We start from the raw sequence: 23,952 nt of genomic DNA on the forward strand, positions 1-23,952 counted from the left end.
AAAGCCACTCAGTTCAAACTGAGTGGCTTTTATTATTCATTGCCTAACGACTAAATGTTTTTGGTTTTTGCGTTTGTGTGACCAAATGTTGATGAGCCGTACTTTCACTTTCTATTACCTTCATTGCATTTTGCCCTGCTGGTAATGCTCTCTCAACCAATAACTCTGTGTGAGACTTCGCCAAAATGGCTTGTAATTGCTGATGCTGACTACACCAAATAGCATCAACATCTTTATCACGCGTCGTATCTCGTTGATGTGTTAACGCCACCGTTCTCGCTTGAAAACGCGCCTGTTTCCCGCCTAACTCTAAGCCATAATCAGGAATTTTGGCATGAGACACAACAACTTGCCCATTATCAATCCATGAATTTACCGCATTTTCATGCACCACATAGCCTAACTCACTTAAACCAGCCAATACCGCTTCACATTGTTGTCGCATTGAGAGTTGTTGTTCATGAGTTTCAATGGCCTGTTTCAGCTTGATGATCATCATATCCAGCTGTTCGGCTGTTGCTAATGAGGCAACCGCTTCAGTATCCCGACTAAGTGTCACCATCTCTTCATCATCAAAGCTTTCAAGCTCTGCACATAAACGAGCTAGTTCTTCCATTAATTCAATACGCTTTACGCTATTACGCAAACTTTCAGCCATATTCATGATCATTGAATCTGCTAGTAAACGCTGCTTTTGGCTATCAACAAGCTTTTGCATTTCAATAAACTGATTTGCATTGTGATTGGCCTCGGCTTCATTTCCTACAAGCCGTAATTTTTCAATCATCAACTCAATTTGATGACATTGTTGTGCAAATGGGCTTTGAGGCTCATTACTTTGCCATAATTGTTGGCTATATACAGATTGCGCTTTTAATTGTGCCAATAGTTCAGTTTGAACTGGGCTAAATTGCGCTTTCTGCACTTCAATTTCACTGGCTACACGAAAAAGTAATATGCTGATTTCCTCAGCATTCATATTTTCACTACGCTCAATTTCAGTTATCAAAACACTGTCAGTCGCTAATTGTGATTTTAATTGTCTTAACAGTGCCGATGATTTTTGTTTACCCTGTTGAATATGACGTGCAAGCGCTTTTTCTTCGAGCACTTGTTCGCGTAAATTTTTCATATCCTGTCGTAACGGGGCGATAAATTGGCTTAATTTATCTGTTAGCCGACCTACTGCCCGAGCATCTAACGCTTCCAATTGCGGGTTATCTTTAACCAATGCATCAAAAGCGGAGACAATTTGGTTCACTCGTTCATCTCGATACATAAGTTGTTCAACTAATGCCTGCCATTGTTTGAATTGTTTTTTACTATTCGCTAATTGTCGGTGATAGCGAATAACATTGGTTTCTTTCATAGAAATATAATGTACTGATGAACTCATCATTCACTCACTTTTTCATTCAGTAAAGAGGCATGTTGTAAGGCTTCAAGAAGTTGTTGTTGTGCTTCTTGGCGATGGTAAAACCACTGTGTCAACGAAATGCGATAATGATAAGGCACCACTTTGCGCAAAATATCTTTTCGCCATAATTCACGCGCACAAGCTTGGGATAACCACTCATGTTGTGGCATATCACACTCAATTCCCATTAATAATTTCCCTTGCTGTTTATCTTCAATTAAACAGTCAAAAGAGAAAATACCCGCTTGTTGTGATGGTGCAATATGGTATCCCTGAGATTGAATAAAGCGTGTTACATCAATAACAAATTGATCGTTCAGTTGATCTTGCGTTATCACATTAGCTTGAGTACGACATAAGCGCGCTAATAAGCGTTTATTTTCATCTTGCTTATTAATCTGATGGCAATGACTCGCGTAAGTTAAATAGCCTTGTAAATAATCACGCGGAATTTCAGGGTGTTTATTGGTACTTAATAAGTCAGAGATTTCATCAATCGGCATTGATGACATGATCACGACTTGTTTTTTCGCTCTGGTAATAGCGACATTTAAACGACGCTCTCCCCCTGTTTGCCCTAATACTCCAAAATTACGCCTAAAAGTGCCTTGTGCATTGCGACCAAAAGTTGTCGAAAACAAAATAACATCCCGTTCATCACCCTGCACATTTTCAACGTTTTTCACAAAAAACGACATATCTTCATCGTTATCCAAACGCGCGCTTTCTTCCGTATAAGCCTTTAAAAATTCCGCATCATAGTCATTGCGATCACGAATATGTTGATTAATTAATTGAGCTTGTTTTTGGTTAAACGTCACCACTCCCACCGAAGGCCGTTTATCGAAGGGTGTCTGCCACAATGTTGCTAAATGTTCGACGATCGCCAAAGCTTCTTTTTCATTGGTTTGATTTACATAAGTACCATTGATCGCCATAAAATGCAGAGGTTTTACTTTACTAATGGTTTTTACTGAGTGTTGAGCAGGAATATTTAGCCGATTCTCATAAAAAGCATAATTTGAGAAATTAATTAATTCTCGAAAGGCAGAGCGATAATGAATATCTAAAGTATGAATAGGCAATACGGTTCGAGCAAGATGAAGCAAATCAGGGCAATGGCAAATTTGACTGGAGTCCCATTGTTCACCGCTTTTCTCTTGTTGTTCATCTTCCTCGTTATCGTTATCTTCGTCATCTTCATTTCCATTAAATTTACCGCTGAAGAAAGATGAAGGTGGCATCTGTTTCTCATCACCACTGACGATAGCTTGTTTACCGCGATATAATGTTGGCAATGCAAATTCAATCGGCATTTGCGAGGCTTCATCATAAATAACACTATCAAAAAGCCCTGCTTTTAGGGGTAATATTTGGCTTGCTACATCCGGCGTCATCAACCAAATAGGGCGTAATCTTAACAATCCCATTTGTGTTGCTTCATCAATAAATTCGCGTAACCGTAATGCTCTAGGCCCAGCTAAGCGTGTTATTCTTTCCCAATGACGCGCACTTTCAATTTTTGATAATTCAATGTTTTCAGTTAATAATGCACGATTAATTTGCTGTAATTGCTGATAGCTATCCGTCAGTTGCTCAATATATTCCTGCAATTGTTCAACATGCGTCTTTAATACAGGATTTTTTATTTCAATGTCAGTTTTGACCGCGACATAAAACAGATAACTCAATGTTGCTTTTAAAAGCTTGATAGGATCAGAAGATGAGTTTTCATCAATCAACTGGCGTGATAATGCTAAAACTTGCCAATCATTAGGTGAAAAATGTGTCGTTCTTTCTCGAAATAACTGAAATTGGCTTAAAGAAGGCAAACTTAACGCTAATTGCTGTAATGTGGTTGTCAGCAATTCGCCTTTTTTGATCGCATCATAAAATTGTTGATAGCAGTGATCGGTAAGGGTTTCTTGTAAACCCGCTAATTTATCGAGGCTAGATTGCTGTGCTTTAGCGCGAACTATGGCATTTTCAATTTCTAAATATTGTTGCTCAAAGCCCTGTTTTTTCGCTGATTGAATCGACTCAACAATATGTTCAGGCTGAGGATATAACGCTAATATCGCAATATCATCACCACTGGCTTTAAGGTCAGTGAGTGTCGTATTTATTGTGTTTTGCCACTGTGCATTTTGTCGATTAAGCTGCTGTTCTATTCCTAATTGTTGGTAAATAGGTTGCAACTCTTGATATAACAAGCGCCATTGTTGTTCAGTGATGATAGTTTTATGCAGTGTTATATAATGTTCAATTCTGTCTTCTTTACCACTTTGTGCAATAAAGCTTTTTAACTTACTGTTTCTACTATAATAATAAGGGTTTAAGAAACGCAGAAATGAGGGCTTAATTTTATCAGCCACAGCTCTTGATAACGTTGCTAATGCTGCATTATCTAACGGAGCAAGTAAGCGGAAAATCAAAGGATCACAATCTTCATTATCAATTTGCTGTAAACGTGCCTCTAATTGCTCTAATTGAGCAATCAACTGTTCTCCTTTATTTTGCTTACCTTGTTCATTTAAAAATAACGTTAACCAACGCGATAAATTATCCCATTGTTGTTCATTGCGATTTTTTAACCACTGTTTACACTGTTCAAGTGTCGTTTCGTGAACGGTTAATTTATCAATTGTGATTTGTTGATAAGGCGAACTATATGCCATATCACGCTGCTTTTCTTCTTCAATAAATAGCATGATACGTTCATTGAACTGACGATATAACGTGCTTTCAGGCAAGAATAAAGCAACGCTATTTAATGGTGTATGTTCATAATTAATTGCATACCAATCTAAACCATATAGCGTTAAGTTATCGATAAATTGAACAAAGGTTATTTTATTATATTGAGAAAGCAGTGTGGTTAATTTATCCGAACTTGTTATCCACTTTTGCTGTGACTCTAATTCGAGTAATCCAGATAACACTTCTCGATATGAATAATCATATTGTTTATCCGTTAGATATAACGCTTTATAGTAAGCATCTAAGGTTGTTTCATAAAATTGAATTAAGTTAAGCCTTCTATCACGCTCAAAAGGCGTGTCTTGCTTTATATCTGCGATCAGTTGTCTTTTACGCTCTAATGCCAGTTGTTCTCTGATCGCTGAAATAATCTCTCGCCCTTTAGGATTTTGATGAATAATCAATACTCTATCTTGTAAGCCATTAGCAACTAATCGTTTATACACCACATCCAAAGCAGCAGGCTTTTGACAAAGCACAAGTGCCGTTTTTTGTCGCCCGATTGCATCAGCAATTAAATTAACTATTGTTTGGCTTTTCCCTGTTCCCGGAGGCCCTTCTATCAATAATCCTGTCTGCTTTCTTGCAGCTTGAATAATGGTATTTTGAGAAGGATCTGCCAACGACAACAAATAGTTATCGCTCAGTGGATCTTGTGTTTCTAATGCTTGTACTGGCGTATGCACTTTCAGCATAGTAGCAAGGGCAGTACCATTGATAGGTAAATTGGCAATTTGTTGTAAATCAGCACTTATCATTTGCCCAATAAAAGAGGTGTGAAATAACACTGCAGAACAATGAATATAAGCACTGTTTTCTGGTATATCCTCAGTTAATGAAGGTAATGGACTTAATGTATGATCTGATGTGTTTAATAAAGATGAAAGTGTGAGCATCATTTCACTGACACTTAAGCCTGTTTGTGACATCAAACTATCGAGCACTTTTTGCCATTCATTAACCGCAGGAATACCGACAAAATTAGCAAGAGCAGGATTTAAACGTACCGATGCACGCTCTGTATCAAACCCAATTTGCACAGCGCCTTGAGTGCCACCCAAAATATTCATGGAAACAGGCCACAAGAAAAGCGGTGCAATACGTGGTTTTATTTTATTAGGTTGCGTATTTAGCACTACAAAAGGAAAGCCTAAATACATGCCGTTAATACCTGTATCTCTTTGGTAAGACTGAGTATTTTGTTGCAAGAGCCACAAACGATTATTTAATTTCTCACGTTGACGTAATACTTCCCCCTCTAATGAGAACAGTCTTTTCTTACGGTTAATTAAATGCTCAAGTAAGTTTGTCGCTTTTTCATTATCAAAACTGCATTCCGTTAAATCAACGCGTCCTGCATTTGGCGTTAAACGCATTCTGACTAAATTACCCCGTTGACTTGTGGAAACTAATTTTTTAGCAAAAAAATGTAATACTTCTAAAATATATTTTTGCGATTCAGGTACTTGCCATTGCTCAACGGGAATACAGAGCATCACAATAATCTGTTCAAGAGGCAACCTACGAGTTAAAAGAAAATCATCAGCCCATCTATCAATAATATCGATATTAACTCGCTTAAAATCCCCTATTCTTTCACTAAGTTGTTCAATCAGCTGATATCGAGGTGTGGCTAATAATACTTTTGCTTGTTGTTTATCAAACGTCTTAATAGCAAGATCTCTGGCTAATTTAGTAGCATTATTTACCAGTGAATCTATCGTGATATATTGCCCAATTTCTGCACTTAATAACAAAATATAGTCATTTTCATGCATATTCTTACGATCGATTAAGGCTCGTAGATTTTCATTATAAGCATCTGGGAATTCTGCACGAATAATTTCCCAGCGCGCAACTAATTGACTTAAAGAGGTGATTAATAAATAGAGTTGTAAGCTTTCTTCATTTAGTGGGATACGTTGTTGTTGTGCCCTTTCACGGATTGTACATTGACGATAATAAAGCTGAACAAGCCAATGTGTATCATCAATAGATTGAAGTTCCGTGGCGAGAGGCTGACAAATTAATTGATAACCTAATAAGGGATGTTCTAAAAGCCATGAAGGTGTAATGATCTCACCGCGATAAATCAGTGGCATATTAGGATTTAAAATTCGCAACGCGAATGTAAAACGTAAACTTGGCTCAATATCTTGTTTTTCAACTAATGACTGCAATTGAGTAATTTGCTTGCCACTATTATCAAATTGGCTTAACCAAGTCGTGATTTCACCATGAATAAATAATTCTGTTGCTTGATCCCAATATTGTGCTTGTGCCGCCATCATCGCAAACGCATCAGGTTGATTAAATTGATGATTTTCAAATTGAAATTGATAGTATTGCTGGCTTCCATTGTGATAATTAACATCAGGTGTTTGTACCGCTAAACCTTGTAACCACGCATTGACTTCGTTCCATTGCCAACGTTGAAAACGATCGCGGCAGAGCAAGCCCCTTAAAAGTAATTGAATATTAGGTTCTAAATCATCTGGTAATTCAACACCATTGGTCATTACTTGAATTAAAAACGCATTATCATGGATATGTTTAAAACAGGCTCCTTGCGTTAATTGCTCAAGTAAAATTATCCCTAAACTCCACCAATCTGATGCTGCTGAAACACCACCCGCTAATATTTCTGGCGCACTATAACGTGAAATTTCAAGTGGGGAGACAATATCGAGATCGAATTCTGATAAACATGCTGAACCATATTCAATCACCACAATATCAAGGGGATCACGAGCGCGGATCATCAAGTTTGAGGGTTTTAAAGCACGATGACGCACACCTTGTTCCGTTAACGCTGCGATCGCCGTACCTAATTCTGAAACTAATACGTTAATTTCATCCGATTGCCAAAAATCACCTCGCTCAATAAATTGGCTTAGTGAACCACCGTTTAATCGCTCGGTAACATGCCAAGCACGGTTTTCCCATCGACCCGTTTCATAAAATACGGGTATATGGTCAGTAGAGATCAGATTTAAGACTTGATAAATAGCAGGATCAGGCTCTTCACCTTTAAGATAGAGTGTTAATACGCCTTCTTGCTCTGTTTTGATATTGATTACGTTATAGCGCTCTCTTTCGCTATTAATAGAATTGATACGTTGCTCAAGACGCCAATTACCAATCAATCTAAACGCTTCATTATCAGTGATGCTGCTATTTTCAATCTCATCAGCAGGATCAGCACCACATTCAAAACAGATAAAATCATCTTCCCCCATCAAATGCCCGTTAACGCATTTTCGTGGCTGATCATGATTAAGCTCGGAAATAATCGTAGGTGTATCAATGGATGAAGATATAGGAGGAGATGGACGCCACCCAGACTCATGAATAGGTTCAATTGTTAGATCCCATCCACAAGGCTTATTATTAACCTGTCCCGCACAGAAAATTTCGGTTAACTGGCGCTCCGTTCGGCAATGAGGACAAAAACGTATCATGGTCATCCTTTATTCCATCTCTCTTATCTTTTTATCTGTTTTAATTGTGCATCTTGTTGTGCTAATAATTCACGCAAACGAGCCATATCCCCCTTTTGAGGAATACCTGTAAGATAAATGCGTCCTTGATTATCCATTGAGAGATCAAGCACTTTATCTTCTTCGGTCACACTTCTATCAAAAGCATTAAAACGTGTACTTCCCAGTGCAGTTAAACAATGGAGTTGCTGATTATCGCTACCTCGTAACATCAAACTTTGCGTGTTTTCTACTTGATATCGACCACTCATTAACGCATCAATTAAGCCTGACATTTTAGTGAGTTGGGGTTCTATCTCATTCCAGTGATAACCACTATAAATAAAAATATCCCCCGAAAATTGCTGACGCAATGCGATTAATAGCGCATAAAGCGCCTCTGGTTGTTCAAAAGGTTCACCACCAGAAATCGTAATACCATTCGCAAATGCAAACCAAGGTTGAATTTGTTGGATAAGTGCCTCAACTGTGGTGCTTTCGGCTTTTCTTTCCCATGTATCTGGTGATAAACAGCCTTTACAACGTAAAGAGCATCCTTGAAACCAAATACCAATTCGTTTTCCTGGCCCCAATGTTGTGACTGGGAAATGGATTCGAGATAAGCTGATCTGCATTAATCTGCCTGCGGTACTAAAATAATATTGGTCATCTCAGCTATTTGAATATCCGCAATTTGATAGGCTTTTCCTACTGCTAAATCACTGTCAAAAATAGCTCTTGAAAGAGGATTAATTAAATAAACCTCTAATTGGTTACGAATACCACGACCACCATTTGATAGGTCAGATAAACAGTAGGTTTTTAACGTCGATTTAGCTGTTTCTGATATCGACAATGTGAGTGATTGCTTATCAAGGCTCGATAAGATATTTGCTACCATTTGTTCAAATATTTGTTCTGCAACATCTTCTCGAATAAAATCAAAAACAATAATATTTTCACCAATACGGTTTAATAACTCAGGACGATTTAAAACCAATTTAAAATGACGTTCTATTTCACTTTTTACTTTACGGCTGACATTTTCAAACGGTTCATGAGGTAGAACATTTGCCACTCTCTCGCCATTATTATCAACGCGATAAATCCCAAGATTAGAGGTAAATATAATTAAGGCTTCAGAAAAATAAACGCGATCACCACGCCCTGACGTTAATACGCCATCATCTATAATCTGTAGGAATTTATCCATTAAATGAGGATGGGCTTTTTCTATCTCATCAAATAATACAACGCTAAAAGGCTTTTCACGAATAGCATTAGTTAATTCACCACCAGAGTTATAACCAACATAACCTGGAGGTGCGCCAATTAAACGTTGATCTGCATGTTCAGCACTAAATTCAGACATATCAAAGCGAATATAAGCACTTTCATCACCAAAAAGCAGTTGAGTGACTGTTTTTGCTAACTCAGTTTTACCCACACCTGTTGGCCCTGCTAAAAACAGTACGCCCCGTGGTCTTCCACCTTTATTGCTACCTACCCCCGTCATTGCACGTTTAATAATATCGAGTAAGTGCGTGACGGCATGTTGTTGCCCCTTAACACGACGCTGTATAATTTGTGGTGCATTGCGAATTTTTTGTTTATCGATTTTTTGCCAAGGATCTTCAGTAATACCTACTTTGTAACGCCTTACCGCATCACTAATTCGCGTTATTTCCACTTCTTCAATACGCGCTAATTGCACTATTGCCACTAAATCTAGCAGTAGTAGCCCTTCTGTTTCATCAATAAAATCATTCAAAAGTGGCTCTTTTTCATTTTCAGCCAGTGATGAAAATCCCGCCAGTGATACCAATAAATTGGGTGCTAGCACTCTACGGATCTGGTTATCAGGCTTTGCAACAGGAATGGCACGAATTCGAGGATTATTAACGGTAAACCAATCTGGTAAATCAGTTTCTTTTTCTACGATCCAAAAAACCGTATTAAAGAAAGGCTGATTATGTTCACCTGCAGGTCTTGCTTTAGCTTGATGAGAAGTGACTAATGCTTGTGTAAACAAGCTATGTTCGGCAGGCATCAGATTATCACGATGAGAAAGTAAGCAAGAGGCAAAATCGATACATAACGCAATCGGCTGGCCTGTTATTGTTTGCCATTTTTCTAATACGCTATTTAAGCTATCAATATTACCCGATGCGCGATCCCCCGTAACTGTTAATCCTAGTTGTTGCATTAACATTGCGCCATCTTGCAAAGATTGGGTAGGATTAGCTATCCATTGAAATCCAGCTAACGGCGTATAAGTGATGATATGAACGTAACCCACTCCATACAAACTATTATAAAGAGTCTGGTTAAAAGGCAGTGGCGTTATCATATTAGGCGCAACTTCACTGGCTTGTAAGTCACGTACATTACCAAATAACACAAACTGACTTTTCAATGGAATAAAGCGAAGTAAATCACGTAACCAACGTGGTTTTTGAAAGGCTGTATTCATATCATCCCTTATTGAAAATAAAATATATCTTACCTTAGTTCCTCAATATACAGGCTGTTTATATTGAGGACAGTGTTAATTATCTAAAGAGTATGATCATCAAATAGAAATAGAGCCATAAAGGCTCTATTTAAGATAAGTAATAGTGTAAGTAAAATTACCACCAGCGATGAAAATGGTGTACAGGGCCAAAACCTTGCCCAACTTCTAAACTGTCGGCATGTTCTAGCGCTTGCTGTAAATAGGCTTTTGCTTGTTCAACACAAATTTGCCAATTAGCGACTTGAGGACGAATAGCCGCTAAAGCGGCTGAAAGAGTACATCCTGTACCGTGGGTATTTTTTGTATTAACGCGTTTTGAAGTAAATCGCCACTCGCCATCTTGAGTAAATAACCAATCAGGGCTTTCATCTTCAGTTAAATGCCCCCCTTTCATCAACACCGCTTTGCATCCTTGTTTTAGTAATGCATAACCTTGTTGTTTCATCGTTATTTCATCTTTAGCAACCTCACAACCTAGCAGTGCTGCTGCTTCGGGTAAATTAGGCGTGATCAAATCAACCAAAGGCAAAAGCTGATTAACCATTTTATTAACGGCATCAGGCTGTAATAGCGGATCACCACTTTTAGCAATCATTACGGTATCAAGTACAACAAACGGAATGGCATATTGCTGAAGTTTGTTACAAACCACATCAATAATCGTGGCATTAGAGAGCATACCAATTTTGGCACTATCAATTCGAACATCAGATAAGACAGCATCTAATTGAGCGGCAACAAAATCGGGGGATAAATCATAGACACGACGGACACCACAGGTATTTTGAGCAACAAGTGCTGTCATTACTGTCGTACCATAGACACCCAGTGCGGAAAATGTTTTCAGATCAGCCTGAATACCGGCACCACCACTAGGATCGGTGCCTGCGATAGACAATGCATTGAATCTCACTGATTAACTCCTCCTTTTACCAGTTACAGAAAAGTCGGGCTCTGTTAATCAGCAGAGTTACCTTGACTTCCCTACGCTGGCATTATCCAGATCAGGTTATACGGGTTCATCTCAGCCATAAGGCGCCCCGAGCCAAAGCCTGTAAATTCAGGCGATAAGGAGTATCGCATGCTCAAGATAAAGATGCTAGTTTGATAGCTAATCTCGATTTATTAACTCTCTATTTTTGAGGCTTGTTATTCAGTAATATAAATCAGCTCAGGTTGTATATAATAAATACTAAGCTGATGGCTTGTATTGTGGAAAACATAAATTTAAAGAATATATTTTAGTCATTCTTAAATAAGAAGAATAAAATAATTTATTTTACTCGTTTTAACGACGTTGGATATATTATCTGCTAGATGAGGTATTTATAATGCATTTCTGGACAATCACACCATGCGGAGGGGCTAAATGAAAAATGAACCATCGCAACAGAATAATGGACAATCAATGCCTTATCTTATTCCTGATGCAGACTTTAATGAAAAGTTGAAACTACCAGCTAAAAATATTGAACATACACTTCAGTTTATTACCCAAGGTGTAAAAGATATTGATTTAGAAGGTTTTGACACACCAATTGGATACCGTTTAGTTAAATCATTACATAAAGATCAATACAGACTTATCACCGCAGATAAAGAAAGTGAAACAGCCTACCTTGTTGAACTTAGATTTCGACAAGATATTGTTTATGGAAAAACAACGTGTACTCAAATAAAAGTTTGGCGATCCCGTATACCTAAACATCGTGATGCTATAAGAGAATTACCTCGTACTTTTTTCTGTAATCTTTTAAAAATTCATAATATTATCGTTACTGATGAAGAGCAAACTTCTGATGGTAAAGGCTTTTGGATTGATATGATTTTATGGGCTTTTAGCAGAGGCCATTATATTTATGCCTCAGATGGAACGGAGGAAGATAGACCATTACACTTAATTAACAGTATTGAAGATTTTTACAATAACTGGGATGCTTTCTGCTGGGATAAAGATCGCGATACGCATACCCATCGGCTACTTATCATTAGCCAAGAAAAATTATCTCAATAATAAGTAATCTATCTCCTGATAACGCGTGAATAATGTTTATGCTTTAGGATAATCTGCACCAAAAAACTGATACCACACTAAATAAAACCCACACAACTTAAACGATTTATAAACCAACACAGAATTTTTCTTTTTTTTTATTTAACTCTTTTTATTCATTACTTTATCATCCTGTCAAAAATAAATACCTTTTTTATAAGTTAATGTTATTAAAATTAAATTTTTACTAATATTTAAATTAAGTCATAAAAATAGATATTTGGTCAATTTTTTATATTGGAAATAACTCATCTTAAATAAGATCTCTTTACCCTTATTTATCAACACCTTATTTTCAATCTAATAAAAAATTAATTTTAAATTAAAAACAATACGTTACCATTAAAAGATAACAATATTGAATGTCTTAAATAAACACATTCACAAATACAACAAACTTGTTTATTTTCTTTATAACCGATTCATATCCCTTAAGATTTTAGTTAAGAAGTAAAGTTTCAGATACCTCTTATCTTAAATACTTGTCGATTAAATAACACTATTAGTAACGTTTATTTGTCATCACCAGAATCATAGCAATGCCGTACTCGGAGTTATATTATGTTTTCAACCTATTTTCACCCTAGCGTTTTAGCAACCACGTTGTTTTCGCTTACGTTAACAACAACTGCTTTCGCTTCTGAAAATAATTCCCCTCCACATCAGATTATTACTACAGAAAAACAGCAAACTACCAATAATGTATCTCAATCTAATAACGAAGAGAGTTATTGGGGGAAATTTAAGCGTAATGTCAATCAAACTTGGGATAACGACCAATATAATTACTATTTACCAGTATGGACTTGGCATAACCGTTTTACTTACGATAGAGAAAAAACTAATCGCTATAACGAAACGCCTTGGGGCTTTGGCATGGGGAAATATCGTTATGACAGTGATGGCGATTGGCACTCTCTTTATGCAATGGCATTTATGGATTCAAATAACCGGGTGCAGCCCATTATGGGCTATGGTTTTGAGAAAATGTGGTATCCCGGAGATAAAGACGGGTTCCGTATGGGGGCAGGATTTACACTGAGCATTACTGCGCGCCATGAATATGACTATATTCCGATGCCTCTTCCTTTGCCGTTAGTGTCTGTCGGTTATGGGCATCTTTCACTACAAGCAACCTATGTACCAGGTACTTATAACAACGGTAACGTGTTATTTGCTTGGTTACGTTGGCAGTGATCTATAAAAATACCAAAAGATATACTTAATAATATTTTGATAATATCCTGAGTATATCTTTATTTTAATACTGGCCGTTATAGCGCCAAGCATGAGTCAAAGCGGTACTAAATTCTAATTGACTCACTCTTTCTAATGCTGTTGTGAGTAGTTCTTCCCACTCTTTTTCAGAAAACTCATCAAATAAGCTATACATCATATCTATTTCATTTTGTTCACTTTCAATACTTCTTCTACGACTATTAAACAAAACTGAGTCATCATTTAAATTAAAGACACGAATTGATTCTTCTGCTTTAACTAAATCTTTATCTTTTAGGTTATCTTTAGCTCGAACCTTGCCTGTTGTTAAAAATAGAAAAAATCATTTGGATTATCTTCATCTGGCTTGATTAAGCTTTCAACATCATAGCTACCAGCACCATTATCTTTATATATTCCACACCTATTCCAACCACCTTTTTGGCTTGAATCACCGCAAGAACCGAAAAGATTACTCCATATAAAAGTAAGATTTGTATGAGAGTCACGTGTTCTAAAATGTTCAATATGCTTTCGCTTTAAAGAACATTCACAGTAAGCACAAAAACCTTTTTGCATTACATCAAGTAATGCCTAAACACTCTCTTTATTAATTGTTTAATTATCTGCATAATTTCACCTGTAAGAAAACGGGAGTACGGATGTACTCCCGAATTTTACTCTTTACTTTCGCAACCCTAAATGTGAGCAATAAATTAGTGTCTGGCTAATCACCCGACAAGACATAATATGTCCTACGCTAAAGAGTCTATTAAGACTTATCGCACTATATATATTTCCACAACACACCAACTTACCATCAACTCAGTTTTTAAATATCTTGGCTTGCTTGAGTACTATTAGGTGTTTTCTTCATACGGGAAATCTTAAATCCAACCCACAAGAATGCAATCCAGAATGGCATTAAAATCACCGAAATATTCACTTGTGGCATAAATAAGATAATCACTAAAATCATGCATAAGAAAGCAAGGCAGATATAGTTACCATAAGGATACCAAAGCGCTTTAAAAAAAGGCTCTACACCCTCTTTGTTTTTTGCGGCTCTGAATTTTAAATTCGCCAAACAGATCATAATCCAGTTAAGCACTAACGTAGTAACAACCAATGCCATTAATAGCTCTAATGCCTGATCAGGTAATAAGTAGTTAACTAAAATACCCAATGAAGTCGCAATTGCGGACAAGAGTAGTGATACAACCGGCACACCGCGTTTATTAATGCGAGAAAGTGCATGTGGCGCATTACCTTGTTTTGCCAAACCATAGAGCATACGACTATTAGAATAAACACCGCTGTTATAAACAGATAATGCGGCTGTTAATACCACAGCGTTTAAAATATTTGCGATTAAGAAATTATCCAAATTATGGAAAATCAGGACAAATGGGCTTTCACCTTTTACTACTTGAGTCCAAGGATAAAGCGACAGTAGCACCAACAATGAGCCGATATAGAAAATTAAAATACGATAAACAACTTGGTTAGTCGCTTTCGGGATGCTGACTTTTGGATTTTCAGCTTCAGCCGCCGTGATCCCCACCAGCTCAAGCCCACCAAAAGAGAACATAACAATCGCCAATGCCGACATAAAGCCCGTAAAGCCATGAGGGAAGAAACCTAACTCCCATAAATTACTTACAGAAGCTTGAGGTCCACCATTACCGCTTGCCAGCAAGTAGCTCCCAAATAAAATCATCCCAACAATTGCTAATACTTTAATAATGGCAAACCAGAACTCGGTTTCACCATACATTTTAACGTTAATCAAATTGATTAAGTTGATTGCCACAAAGAAGATAGCAACGGAAACCCAGACAGGGATATCAGGCAACCAATAGTTAATGTATTTTCCTGCTGCAGTTAATTCTGCCATACCAACAAGAATAAACATCACCCAGTAATTCCAACCAGATAAGAAGCCGGCAAAAGGGCTCCAATATTTATTGGCAAAGTGACTAAACGAACCCGCAACTGACTCTTCGGCAACCATTTCGCCCAACTGGCGCATGATCATAAACGCAATAAAACCACCAATAGCATATCCTAGTATTACTGATGGGCCAGTCATATTAATGGTTTGCGCTATACCAAGAAACAGACCAGCGCCGACAGCACCACCCAGCGCAATAAGCTGGATATGTCGATTTTTTAGACCGCGCTTAAGTTCTGTCTGTTGCGACTCTCTCGCCATACATCCTCTTCTCTTATTATTTTATCAACTTAACGTGTAAACTAATATTTACGATTTTGTTTATTTCAAGCCCCCATTAAAACACTAATCTGACTTGAATAACAAATACATTTTATGCTAGGCGAAAAATAATAAGAAAAGCGATTTTTTAGCTATGTTTGGAGGGGAATAATGTGGTAAACCGACAAAGACCTTGCTGAAAGTCTTCTCCGCGATCGCAAAAGTTATCTAAAGCCATAAGATAGAGACCTAAACTAATGGCTAATGCAATAATTAAACTAATAATTATTTTCTTTGCGTTCAATTTAAAATCCTTTAAATACATTTTGTTAGTATGATTAATAACATTATAAGCATTCGCTTAAATACGATAACAACACGGAGAGTTGTTGTTATAAAATTCGCAATCAATTATCTCTATGAGTGAATTTAGCATAACTTTCATAATGAAAGGTAAACGCTTCCTCGACAGAATTGAGATAATTTGCACTATTTTTCTCTAAACTGTCGGCAAAATGAACACTTTTTATTTTTATTACACATTTTGCCAATGATAAGAAATAGCTATCCATTAATATGGATTTCTCTGTCTGCCACTTTTTGTATAAGATTAGGGAGTTAATTTTGATTTTTACCTTAACTTCATTGATAAAATGGAACTGTAATGCCACAAGATAATCATCTCGCATTGGTTTGCGCGCTAAGTAAATGGATTGAGGAGCATTTAGGCCGTGTTATCCATCTTGAAGAGTTGGCGGCTTATTCTGGGTATTCTCTTTGGCACATGCAGAAAATCTTTAAAGAAGTCACAGGCACCTCTTTAGGAAAGTATATCCGTCAGCGTAGATTGGCTGGCGCTATTCATTTATTACGTACCAGTGAGCGCTCTATCTTTGATATCGCCCTCGATTTTGGCTTTGGTTCACAGTCTCACTTTACCTACATGTTCCGTAAAGAGTATGGCATTACGCCTTTCGACTTTCGGCAAAATCAAGAGATCGTATTAGAAACCAAACAACCCTTACATTTACAATCACCTTGTTGTGATTAACTCTTCTATTTATGTGACATTATACAGATAGCCCTTAATGTCACATAAATAATACTCAAGCTATGTGATGATAGACCGCTTCGCCCTTCCTTTATCATGATTGCTTTTATTTAATATGGGGATGCTAATGAGTATTAAGCTTATCGCTATTGATTTAGATGGAACCTTACTCAACAAACAACACGAAATCACGCCCGAAGTACACAATGCGGTTCAACGAGCAAAAGACGCTGGTGTTAAGATTGTGCTAGCTTCAGGACGCTCTTTTAATGGCATCTCCCCTTATTTAAAGATACTCGGTCTTGATACTTCTGATTGTTACTGTATTAGCAATAATGGAAGCCAAATTCATCAAGCAGATAATGGTGAAGTCATTATTCAGGATTTACTCAATTTTGAAGACTACCTCTATTTTGAAAATCTCGCTCGTGAGATAGGTGTTCATTTTCACGTCATTAGTGATAATAAAATTTACACTACTAATCGTCATATTAGCCATTTCACTTGCCAAGAAGCCTTCTTATCTTGGACACCTCTTTACTATCGCCCACTTAATGAAATGCAATCTGATATGTATTTTAGTAAATTTATGATTGTTGATGCGCCAGCTGTTTTAGATAACGCCATCCAATATTTACCTGCCAATATTTACGAACAATATAGCATATTACGTAGTGCCCCTTATTTTATTGAAGTACTAAATACTAATGTCAATAAAGGAAGTGCGGTTCAAAAAGTCGCTGAGCATTTAAAAATTACTCCAGAAAAAATTATGTGCATCGGTGATCAAGGTAATGATTTAGCGATGCTGAAATATGCTGCTTTAGGTGTTGCAATGGGAAACGCTCCTGATGAAGTGAAAAAAGTCGCCAAATTCGTCACACTTTCTAATGAAGAGCACGGTGTTGCAGTCGCTATCAATAAATTTATTTAAACACGATCTTTTTTGTGTTTTATCGTGAATGTCTACAAAATTATATAGCATTTGTGATCCTTAGCAGAGGATCACACTGCTTTTTGACCAAAAACATAGCCTTTTATTATTCTATAATTACTGTTAAATGAGCGTTAAATCTGCCTTTCTTCTTACATATCCTTCAGAATTTGTTACTATCAATTCACTTTTCGTTATTCAAACTGCATTTTTACAACATATTCAGCTATTAAATAGGCTAAGAGTAGAATAACAAATATAAATCATTAATATATTTTCTTCACAGACAGGTAGTTTTAGTTATGCTTTCTACAAAAGACATGCTCGTTCTTGGAATGATGGTTTTCGCACTCTTCCTCGGCGCTGGTAATATTATTTTCCCCCCAATGGCGGGTTTTCAATCAGGAAGCCTTTGGTTTAGCACATCCTTAGGTTTTCTTGTTACGGGTGTCTTACTTCCTTTTCTTACCTTAGTCATTGTTGCAATTCGAGGACGTGGTGAACGTCTCTCTGTTGATTTACCTTCATGGGTCGCTGTCATTTTCTGGGTTGCACTATATCTTATCGTAGGTTCTACTTTTGCGATGCCTCGTGTAACTAACACCGCTTATGAAATGGGCTTCCTGCCATTAGGTCTTATCGAGAAAAATACCGCAACACACCTAACTTTCGCGCTTGTTTTCAATATTACAAGTATGTTCTTCATGCTAAAACAAGGCACGATGATCAGCGCTATTGGTAAATTTATGACTCCAGCACTGTTAGTCTTGCTGGTTGTTGTTGGCATTGCCGTTGTGGCTAAACCTATTTCTCCTATTGGAGAGCCTACAGGTCTTTATGCTGTTAATGGTTTCTTCTCTGGCTTTATAGACGGTTACCAAACCATGGATGTCCTTTCTGCTATGGCATTCGGTGGTATCGTTGCGCGTGCGTTGTATACCAAAGGAATTACTGAACCACGCCAAATCGGTTTTATTACCGTAAAAGCAGGACTCATTTCCGTTTTACTGTTAGCTGCGCTTTATCTATGCCTGTTCTATTTAGGTGCCACTAGCCATTCTGTTTCTGTTTTTGCAGATCCTGCACTTAATGCCACAAATGGTGGTCAAATATTCTCTCGTTATGTTGATGCCTTATTTGGCTCTGTTGGTACTTGGCTAATGGGAGGGATTGTTTTATTAGCAAGTATGACCACTTTAGTGGGTGTAACAAGTGCTGCAGCTGACTATTTCGCGACATTCCATCACCGTTTAGGCTATCGCTTCTGGGTTGTTGTCTTTACATTAATGACCACAATCGTATCAACGTTTGGCCTTGATACTTTATTACGTGTGACCATTCCTGCGTTATTGATGATTTATCCAACATCAGTCACATTGGTATTACTGCAATTTATTCGTAACAAATTAAAATCACCGCGTTTTACCTATCGCTTTACTATTGCCATCATCGTATTAATGAGCCTTTTCGATACGTTGAAACAATTGAAATGGTTAAATGCTGATTTACTGCAATTATTTAGCTATATCCCGCTTTCTGATTATGGTCTAGGTTGGGTATTACCCGGTGCAATTGCATTCATAATTTCACTGTTTGTTAGCTTAAATCTTAAAGAAGAAAATCTTTCAGTAGAAAATACAGCAAAATAATTAGTATATAGCTCGTAATTTGTAGCGCTGATTGTAAGTTCAAAAAAAAGCGTCTTCCAACTTCTATAGTGGAGACGCTTTTTGCTTTTTGATCCCTTGTGTTTTTACTGTCAATTCATCAAAGGAAACTTTAAGTTCGGTATTTCTCAATCAAAGCCCTTAAAATAGCTTCTGATTGAGCATCAGGGAGCCCATTGGCTTTCGCTGATCTAAAATGCATTTGGAAAGCCTTAACGACTTTTTGTGCATCATTATCTAATATGCCATCTGTTGGTGTTTGATAACCATATTGCTGTAATAGCTTTTGGAAGTTTGCAACATCAACTGGCTCAGAAGGATCTCTACCGGCTAAATAAGCTTGTACTAACTGTTTATCAGGCCAAGCACCTATTCCTTGGTTTGCTAATCTTTCCCAAGGAAATAAAGGACCCGGATCAACTTTTCTTAAAGGCGCAATATCACTGTGGCCCAAAACATTTTGAGGCTCGATATCATAGCGTTCAATAATATCTTTCATCACCATTGAAATAGTGACAATTTGATCTGCTGTATAAGAATACCAATATCTAAATTTTCCATTATCACGGTAGCCCAGATTAACAATCTCAATACCAATAGAACAATGATTTAAGCTTGTCGCATCTCCCCATTGACTAACACCTGCATGCCAAGCAATTTGTCTTTCATCTACTAATGAAATAACAACAGGTTTTCCATCAATAGTTGAGGGATGTGTTGGTATAAGATAATGGCTACTAACTCGCCCAGCAGTGAGAACCTTCAATGAACGCTCATCATCTAGCGCGGTATAATGCATGACTAAATATTTAACACAGTCGTTAGCATCCTGCTTATTAGGGATAACTTTAGCAATATAATCGCCTCGATCAATATACTCAGGTTGTTGAACGCAACTACTTAAGAGACTTACAGCAATAAGTAATCCAATGTAATACCGACTAGACTTCATTTCTGATCCTTGAGTTAATGTTCCCAAAGTTAAATTGTAATAAAAAAACCCATATTAAAAAATATAGGTTTCCCGTTTTAACTCTTTTTTTATATTCTTCAGTTATTGCTGACTTTTTCACATCTAACTAAAGGCTCATCAGGAATGATATTATTTTCCCAGATGCCATCTTCAATATCCGCTTGTAGCTCTGGATATTGGCGTATATCAAAAGTTGGCAATAAACCAGCTTGTCGTTGCTGGTTGTAATCTTTGACTAATTTTAATGCAACGCCTGAAAGTAATATAATGGCAATTAAATTTGTCATTGCCATTAATCCCATGGAGAGATCAGCCATTTTCCAAACAAGAGGCATATCTGCCAAAGCACCAAACATCACCATTGCTAATACAGCTGAGCGTAAAAGGAATAGCCCTGTTGTATGATTACGCCCAAGGAAAATCATATTACTTTCTGCATAAGCATAATTGGCAATAATCGAGGTAAAAGCAAAGAAGAAAATAGCAATAGCAATAAAGGTACTTCCCCAACCACCTACACTTGATGACAGCGCCAATTGCGTCAATTGAATGCCATTAATGCCTTCTGGATAACTATCGAGTACTCCTGATGACAAAATTATCACTGCTGTTGCACTACAGATAACCAACGTATCCATAAATACACCAAGCATTTGAATATAACCTTGAGAGGCAGGATGTGGCGGATAAGGTGTTGCAGAAGCGGCAGCATTAGGAGCCGATCCCATTCCGGCTTCGTTAGAGAATAAGCCCCGCTGAATACCTTGAGTCATTGCTTGGCTAATGCCGTAACCTATCGCACCGGCCGCAGCTTCTTGTAAACCAAAAGCGCTTTTAAAGATTAAAAGGAAAACATCAGGTAAACGTTCAATATGATCAGCAACAACCCAGAAGGCTAATAATAAATAAGCAGTTGCCATAATAGGAACAACTAGCTCTGCAACACGAGCAACCCAGCGTAGACCACCAAAAATAATAAATCCGCTAGTTATCACTAAAAAGATGCCAACATAAAATGGATCAAAATTAAAGGCTGATGCTGTTGCTTGCGCAATCGAATTGGCTTGAACCGCATTAAAAACTAAACCAAAAGCAATGATTAGGAAAATAGCGAAGAGAACGCCCATCCAGCGCATTTTTAATCCCTTCGTCATATAATAAGCAGGTCCCCCGCGATAATTACCCTCATCGTCTTTTGTCTTATAAAGCTGTGCTAGTGTGCTTTCAATTAAAGATGTTGCCATACCGATTAGAGCAACAACCCACATCCAAAAAATAGCACCAGGCCCGCCTGCCGTTAATGCAATGGCAACACCGGTTAAATTTCCGGTTCCTACACGCGCAGCTAAGCTTGTGCATAATGCCTGAAAGGAAGAGATCCCTGATTTATCTGACTTATGGCTATTTTTTAAAATAGAGAACATATGATTAAAATGTCGGATTTGTATAAACCCAGTACGGATAGTAAAATAAATACCGACTCCTAGAAGTAAGTAGATAAGGACATATCCCCATAAAATGTTATTTGCAAAGTTTATTAGCCCAGTCAAATTAATCCCCCTGTATAATAACGTATATAACTTATCCTTACATCGCTATTGAAATAAAAACGAATAAACACCGTGTAATTGAATCAATTAATGATCCAAGTATGTCTTTATGTAATATCAAAAATTGCTGTATAAAAAGCGAATTAAATGTAACACAAGATTGTGCGAAATGTATGTTTTTTGTTTATTTTTTTATATGTTAGTATTTGAATTTAATTATCTCATTAACTAAAACAAACAATATTACAAAATAAAAAATCAATACATATCATTAAGATAAATAAATATCTCTTAATCTTATTAACTCAAAAAAGAAAAGTTAATACTTTAATAATTAAGTTAATCAGTCATTTTAGAAAAAAAACATACAGCTCAAAAAAACATCAACAAATAACTTTCTTTATTATCTAAAATAAATTTAATAATGAAAAATAAAAACGATTCGTTAAAGTAATTTTTTTTAATCTTGATTAATCATTATGATAATTAACATTTAAGAAATAAGCTTTTTATAATCATTAACAATAAAATTTTTGTATTACATAATCAATGAAGTGCTTTAATCTTAATAAGATTTTATAGTAAGACAAAAAGTATTTTTTATAACTTTCCTTATAAAATTATATAAATATTTAAATTTTAATATATCTTTTTGTCTGTCATCTGTACGAATATCATTGATTGGTATCCGTTCTCTTTTTTATTCACTTACTATTCATTAATAGCGCTCCTTTTTTTTAAGTACTAATTAAAGAGTATTAAATATTTATTTTATATTAATAAAAAAATGAAGAATCACGTAAGTTTACCTATTAACCATTTAGTTAATTTTATTTATACTATGTTTTTCCCTGGTGTTGTATTATTTTTCGCCCTGTTTCCCCAACAGGGCATTTTTTTATATCAATATTTCAACACCTTATCTTAACCCTCTATCAAGTAATATAAAACAAACACATAGCACACACACACCCAATGAATTAACAATATTTATCTATTTTTAATGCAAATTTCTTTGTTTTGTTCATTGATCTAAATCAAATTAAACATTATATTTATTTACTCTTTACAAAGGTAAACTATTTTTTAGTCTATTTTAAAATAGATTTAATTATGTGTATAAATGCGATTTTTATCATTTTCATTATTTAAATTACCTATAAAGTAGTATAACAATTAGTGAATATTTATTTTTCATTGTTATATTTAATGATACTGATTAAAAAATCATCTAAATAATGCGGATGCTTTTTATCATTATATAATGACTAATATCTTTATTTACTTGCATTAATAAGCATGCTCTTTTACTTTATTCGTATTGTTATAGGGAGGAGAACGATGGGTTATAACCTTTCAGAATTAACACAAGAAGAAAAAGACAAAATAAATGTAAGCTTAGCCGCTTCAGGTGTTGCCTTTAAAGAGCGATATAATATGCCTGTTGTTGCTGACGCAGTTTTACGAGAACAGCCTCAAGCGCTTCACGCTTATTTTCAAGAAAGGCTAATGTTTTATCGAGCGAGAAGCCAACACTATTCTCGTTTACCTTATGAGCCTCAAGCGAAAAAATAATAGCACTTTCTTGATAAAATTTAATGACAAAAAAAGAGATAAACTTAAGTTTATCTCTTTTTTTCAATCTGTTAACAATGGAAACTATCACTTATTCATTATTTAGGTGAAACATAAGTGATGGTATTTTCGTCGCAATTAACTTGAACATTGTAACGAAGATCTGTTCTCGCTCCGCGAACATTCAATACCATCTGATAGTTATTATCCATCTTGATAACTTCGTTAGCATTGATACTTGCTACAGGTTTCGGACCCAACGCCTTTTTATCTTCTTGCCAACGGGGGAGACGATTCTGTAGATAATCATTCTTCACTCTAGTAACAAGTTGGTTGTTGTCTAAATTAACGCAACTCGCAAAAGGTGCAGAGCGTACAATATCTTTATTAACATTATCGACACTTTCTGCAGATGCCCCAAAAGAAACAGCAAGTAAAAGAGCTACACCAAGTATCCCTGTTTGACCTGCTAACTTGCTTAATTTCATATAACCTCCCGAAAATATCCCTTAAAACAGGATGTGTTTCCATTAAGCATAGCATAG

The 23,952-nt window shown here is 36.4% G+C and carries 18 protein-coding genes and 1 riboswitch; of the genes, 6 read left to right on the top strand and 12 right to left on the bottom strand.

Annotated features, from left to right (window positions below; translation table 11 throughout):
* Positions 1–43: 43 nt before the first annotated feature.
* The 5 genes from GWI68_RS13105 to thiD all read right to left on the bottom strand — a co-directional run bounded on the left by GWI68_RS13105 (position 44) and on the right by thiD (position 11,084).
* Positions 44–1,399 carry a hypothetical protein gene (locus GWI68_RS13105; RefSeq protein ID WP_166540572.1) on the bottom strand — a complete coding sequence of 452 codons (1,356 nt, stop codon included), beginning with the start codon at positions 1,397–1,399 and terminating at the stop codon, positions 44–46.
* A complete protein-coding gene (locus GWI68_RS13110; protein WP_166540573.1) occupies positions 1,396–7,644 on the bottom strand; it encodes an AAA domain-containing protein in 6,249 nt (2,082 codons plus the stop codon). Before GWI68_RS13110 ends, GWI68_RS13105 begins: the two co-directional genes overlap by 4 nt.
* 17 nt (positions 7,645–7,661) lie before the next feature.
* Positions 7,662–8,291: a 4Fe-4S single cluster domain-containing protein gene (locus GWI68_RS13115; protein ID WP_166540574.1), complete on the bottom strand. Its 630-nt coding sequence runs from the start codon at positions 8,289–8,291 to the stop codon at positions 7,662–7,664.
* Positions 8,291–10,129 (bottom strand): AAA family ATPase, encoded by a 1,839-nt coding sequence (locus GWI68_RS13120; RefSeq protein WP_166540575.1) that lies wholly within the window; start codon positions 10,127–10,129, stop codon positions 8,291–8,293. The genes GWI68_RS13115 and GWI68_RS13120 overlap by 1 nt, the downstream gene beginning before the upstream one ends.
* A gap of 157 nt (positions 10,130–10,286) precedes the next feature.
* Positions 10,287–11,084: a bifunctional hydroxymethylpyrimidine kinase/phosphomethylpyrimidine kinase gene (gene thiD / locus GWI68_RS13125; RefSeq protein WP_166540576.1), complete on the bottom strand. Its 798-nt coding sequence runs from the start codon at positions 11,082–11,084 to the stop codon at positions 10,287–10,289.
* 51 nt (positions 11,085–11,135) lie between these two features.
* A riboswitch (TPP riboswitch) is annotated at positions 11,136–11,224 on the bottom strand.
* 316 nt (positions 11,225–11,540) lie between these two features.
* On the opposite strand from thiD, the gene GWI68_RS13130 reads away from it, so the two are divergent.
* The gene (locus tag GWI68_RS13130) at positions 11,541–12,185 is read left to right on the top strand and encodes a hypothetical protein (RefSeq protein ID WP_166540577.1); all 645 of its coding nucleotides are present in this window, start codon (positions 11,541–11,543) and stop codon (positions 12,183–12,185) included.
* 600 nt (positions 12,186–12,785) lie between these two features.
* Positions 12,786–13,421 (top strand): lipid IV(A) palmitoyltransferase PagP, encoded by a 636-nt coding sequence (gene pagP, locus GWI68_RS13135; protein WP_166540578.1) that lies wholly within the window; start codon positions 12,786–12,788, stop codon positions 13,419–13,421.
* Between the two features lie 64 nt (positions 13,422–13,485).
* On the opposite strand, the gene GWI68_RS13140 is transcribed toward pagP, so the two are convergent.
* The 4 genes from GWI68_RS13140 to mgrB form a co-directional block, all read right to left on the bottom strand.
* On the bottom strand, positions 13,486–13,671 hold the full coding sequence (locus GWI68_RS13140) for a hypothetical protein (RefSeq protein ID WP_166540579.1): 186 nt from the start codon (positions 13,669–13,671) through the stop codon (positions 13,486–13,488).
* Positions 13,672–13,769: 98 nt separating this feature from the next.
* Positions 13,770–14,021 (bottom strand): retron system putative HNH endonuclease, encoded by a 252-nt coding sequence (locus tag GWI68_RS13145; RefSeq protein WP_166540580.1) that lies wholly within the window; start codon positions 14,019–14,021, stop codon positions 13,770–13,772.
* Between the two features lie 253 nt (positions 14,022–14,274).
* Positions 14,275–15,657 carry an amino acid permease gene (locus GWI68_RS13150; protein WP_166540581.1) on the bottom strand — a complete coding sequence of 461 codons (1,383 nt, stop codon included), beginning with the start codon at positions 15,655–15,657 and terminating at the stop codon, positions 14,275–14,277.
* Between the two features lie 148 nt (positions 15,658–15,805).
* Positions 15,806–15,982 (bottom strand): PhoP/PhoQ regulator MgrB, encoded by a 177-nt coding sequence (gene mgrB / locus GWI68_RS20665; protein ID WP_227335537.1) that lies wholly within the window; start codon positions 15,980–15,982, stop codon positions 15,806–15,808.
* Between the two features lie 339 nt (positions 15,983–16,321).
* Here mgrB and GWI68_RS13160 point away from each other — a divergent pair, with 339 nt between their 5' ends.
* From GWI68_RS13160 to brnQ, 3 genes are all read left to right on the top strand, one after another.
* On the top strand, positions 16,322–16,708 hold the full coding sequence (locus GWI68_RS13160) for a helix-turn-helix domain-containing protein (RefSeq protein ID WP_006533085.1): 387 nt from the start codon (positions 16,322–16,324) through the stop codon (positions 16,706–16,708).
* 127 nt (positions 16,709–16,835) lie between these two features.
* Positions 16,836–17,642 carry a sugar-phosphatase gene (gene yidA / locus GWI68_RS13165; RefSeq protein WP_166540582.1) on the top strand — a complete coding sequence of 269 codons (807 nt, stop codon included), beginning with the start codon at positions 16,836–16,838 and terminating at the stop codon, positions 17,640–17,642.
* 302 nt (positions 17,643–17,944) lie between these two features.
* Positions 17,945–19,291 (top strand): branched-chain amino acid transport system II carrier protein, encoded by a 1,347-nt coding sequence (gene brnQ, locus GWI68_RS13170; RefSeq protein ID WP_109407747.1) that lies wholly within the window; start codon positions 17,945–17,947, stop codon positions 19,289–19,291.
* Between the two features lie 130 nt (positions 19,292–19,421).
* Here the strand turns inward: brnQ and GWI68_RS13175 are convergent, their stop codons facing one another.
* Positions 19,422–20,261 carry an N-acetylmuramoyl-L-alanine amidase gene (locus GWI68_RS13175; protein ID WP_166540583.1) on the bottom strand — a complete coding sequence of 280 codons (840 nt, stop codon included), beginning with the start codon at positions 20,259–20,261 and terminating at the stop codon, positions 19,422–19,424.
* A 98-nt stretch (positions 20,262–20,359) separates the two neighbouring features.
* Positions 20,360–21,832 carry a sodium:alanine symporter family protein gene (locus GWI68_RS13180; protein WP_109407749.1) on the bottom strand — a complete coding sequence of 491 codons (1,473 nt, stop codon included), beginning with the start codon at positions 21,830–21,832 and terminating at the stop codon, positions 20,360–20,362.
* Between the two features lie 1,341 nt (positions 21,833–23,173).
* Between GWI68_RS13180 and GWI68_RS13185 the strand changes: the two genes are divergently transcribed.
* A complete protein-coding gene (locus tag GWI68_RS13185) occupies positions 23,174–23,407 on the top strand; it encodes a DNA polymerase III subunit theta (RefSeq protein ID WP_109407750.1) in 234 nt (77 codons plus the stop codon).
* 98 nt (positions 23,408–23,505) lie between these two features.
* Here the strand turns inward: GWI68_RS13185 and yebF are convergent, their stop codons facing one another.
* Positions 23,506–23,895, bottom strand: coding sequence for a protein YebF (gene yebF / locus GWI68_RS13190; RefSeq protein WP_166540584.1), 390 nt, complete (start codon positions 23,893–23,895; stop codon positions 23,506–23,508).
* Positions 23,896–23,952: the final 57 nt, after the last annotated feature.

This window comes from Proteus sp. G2669, assembly GCF_009915245.1.
In the GTDB taxonomy this organism is placed as follows: domain Bacteria; phylum Pseudomonadota; class Gammaproteobacteria; order Enterobacterales; family Enterobacteriaceae; genus Proteus.

Coding starts and splice junctions, on each gene's coding strand:
- GWI68_RS13110 (WP_166540573.1), bottom strand. CDS start 7,644: ATGACCATGATACGTTTTTGTCCTCATTGCCGAACGGAGCGCCAGTTA.
- GWI68_RS13105 (WP_166540572.1), bottom strand. CDS start 1,399: ATGATGAGTTCATCAGTACATTATATTTCTATGAAAGAAACCAATGTT.
- GWI68_RS13160 (WP_006533085.1), top strand. CDS start 16,322: ATGCCACAAGATAATCATCTCGCATTGGTTTGCGCGCTAAGTAAATGG.
- GWI68_RS13150 (WP_166540581.1), bottom strand. CDS start 15,657: ATGGCGAGAGAGTCGCAACAGACAGAACTTAAGCGCGGTCTAAAAAAT.
- GWI68_RS13130 (WP_166540577.1), top strand. CDS start 11,541: ATGAAAAATGAACCATCGCAACAGAATAATGGACAATCAATGCCTTAT.
- GWI68_RS13145 (WP_166540580.1), bottom strand. CDS start 14,021: ATGCAAAAAGGTTTTTGTGCTTACTGTGAATGTTCTTTAAAGCGAAAG.
- GWI68_RS13115 (WP_166540574.1), bottom strand. CDS start 8,291: ATGCAGATCAGCTTATCTCGAATCCATTTCCCAGTCACAACATTGGGG.
- GWI68_RS13175 (WP_166540583.1), bottom strand. CDS start 20,261: ATGAAGTCTAGTCGGTATTACATTGGATTACTTATTGCTGTAAGTCTC.
- yebF (WP_166540584.1), bottom strand. CDS start 23,895: ATGAAATTAAGCAAGTTAGCAGGTCAAACAGGGATACTTGGTGTAGCT.
- brnQ (WP_109407747.1), top strand. CDS start 17,945: ATGCTTTCTACAAAAGACATGCTCGTTCTTGGAATGATGGTTTTCGCA.
- GWI68_RS13120 (WP_166540575.1), bottom strand. CDS start 10,129: ATGAATACAGCCTTTCAAAAACCACGTTGGTTACGTGATTTACTTCGC.
- yidA (WP_166540582.1), top strand. CDS start 16,836: ATGAGTATTAAGCTTATCGCTATTGATTTAGATGGAACCTTACTCAAC.
- pagP (WP_166540578.1), top strand. CDS start 12,786: ATGTTTTCAACCTATTTTCACCCTAGCGTTTTAGCAACCACGTTGTTT.
- mgrB (WP_227335537.1), bottom strand. CDS start 15,982: ATGTATTTAAAGGATTTTAAATTGAACGCAAAGAAAATAATTATTAGT.
- GWI68_RS13185 (WP_109407750.1), top strand. CDS start 23,174: ATGGGTTATAACCTTTCAGAATTAACACAAGAAGAAAAAGACAAAATA.